Below are 1,744 nucleotides of genomic sequence, written 5' to 3' on the forward strand. Positions count from 1 at the left end.
CAGATTAGAAGATTGTATTTATATGTTACCTTTAAAAGAAATTTATAATAGAATTTTTTGTGATTTTTTCTATTGGATTGTTTATGTTTAATTTCACAAAGAAAGATTAATTGTTTCACTTCTATATTTACCATTTCTTTACATAAACAAAATAATATTATACGAGGAATTATACATTATTAATTGAATATATTTATCGATGTTGGCAAAAATTTGAAATTGGAGGATGAAAATTAATGTTTAAAAAAGCAATACTCATTTCTACTACAGTTTTAGGTTTTATGCATTTTATACCGGGGGCTGATGCTTTCGCTAAAGAATCAGCTTCAACACAAAATTTAAAGGTTTCAAGCACACAATCTACTTTGGATAAACAAACGTTGACATCTATCAATGAAGTTTTAGAAGAACAAAACATCAATTGGGAAGAAATAGAAAAAATCCATGCTATCGCTAACAAATCCCTTACATTGGTAGGTGGGAATAAGTATCTCTTTGATTCTTCAAAGGCACTTGAATTAGGGCTTACCCCAGAACAAACAACAAATTTAAAAAATGGATATGAAAATTTAAGTTCATCAGAAGTTAAAGCGTTTGAAAAGATAAAAAAAGATAAAGTTGAATTTCCAGGACCAGATCCGATCAATACGGCTCTTCCTGTTATTATTACAGTAGGGGCTCTTATAGATGCACTTTTAGCTATAGGAGCTGCTTGGTTAGTAACAATAATATTGGAATTAGGGGCATATTTAGCTTGTAAAAGATGGAAATATAGCTCTAAGACACCTAAAATTTTTACAGCTTTTTGTGATATGAAGGGGTGGTAATTTGAATTTCGCAAATATATTTATGATTTCGATTATAACTCTTATCGGTTATAAGATCTCAGAGTTGTTACTGTTAATGATATTGATGAAAAATATTGAAAAGATAAAACAACGAAAAAAAGGTTTTATCTATGAACTTGCAAAAATGAAATTAGGAGAAAAATTTAGTCATTTATAATTTATTAGATTGATTACCATTTTATTTTGCACCTAAAATCAATGATTGTACTTTGAATGGTCTCTCAGCTTGCCTGAGGGACCTTTTTTGTTTGATATTACACTTGAACCGTTATAAAGGGGCGATAAAAATGAGAGAAAATCAAGTAAAAGCCTTTCTCTAATAAACAAAAAAAGAAGAGAATCAAAAATAAGATTCTCTTCTTTTTTCCTCATAGAAACAACTATATATTTTCGAGAATTATAATAAAAACATTTCATTTACTACTCTATTACATCAACCCCAACTCTAATTGCTGTATCTACTTGTTGGTTGTATAATGTTATTTTTTGAAAAGGATGTTGCACTAAAATAGACGTTAAATCATACACTCCTTTCTCTTTTTTTATTGGAATTTGAGATTGAACAGTAAAAACTGTATTTGGTTCTAAATCATAAAACAACACATCTTTATCATCTATAAATTTCATCTGCTACCAATCAAATAATTGTATTAATGCGTATTGTTTTCTTGTATTACTATTATTTCCGACCTTCGTATAGAAATCCAGATTTTTATCATTAGTGACTTCTTGAGTCAACCATCTCTTGTAAGTATTTTCTTTAGCAATAAAAACACCATCTAGAATATTCTCTGTATTCTTTTCTCCGTAACTATTAAATTCAACTTGATTACTTGCCCTCTCATCCTCACCTACTTCTGTACTAAAACTTACTAATAGAAGATTGGATGAATCCG

General features: G+C 28.8%; 2 protein-coding genes and 1 pseudogene. 1 reads left to right on the plus strand and 2 read right to left on the minus strand.

Annotated features, from left to right (window positions below):
- The first annotated feature begins 236 nt into the window (after nucleotides 1–236).
- Entirely contained in the window at nucleotides 237–827 is a 591-nt protein-coding gene (locus KVT34_RS29395; RefSeq protein WP_088098255.1) for a hypothetical protein, read from the plus strand.
- Nucleotides 828–1,268: 441 nt separating this feature from the next.
- Here the strand turns inward: KVT34_RS29395 and KVT34_RS32125 are convergent, their stop codons facing one another.
- Together KVT34_RS32125 and KVT34_RS32130 are read right to left on the minus strand one after the other, a co-directional pair.
- A complete protein-coding gene (locus KVT34_RS32125; protein ID WP_254635233.1) occupies nucleotides 1,269–1,475 on the minus strand; it encodes a hypothetical protein in 207 nt (68 codons plus the stop codon).
- Between the two features lie 3 nt (nucleotides 1,476–1,478).
- Nucleotides 1,479–1,744 (minus strand): annotated as a pseudogene (locus KVT34_RS32130) (hypothetical protein); the annotation flags it as partial.

Source organism: Paenibacillus sp. GbtcB18, from assembly GCF_019091125.1.
Taxonomy (GTDB): domain Bacteria; phylum Bacillota; class Bacilli; order Paenibacillales; family NBRC-103111; genus Paenibacillus_F; species Paenibacillus_F chitinolyticus.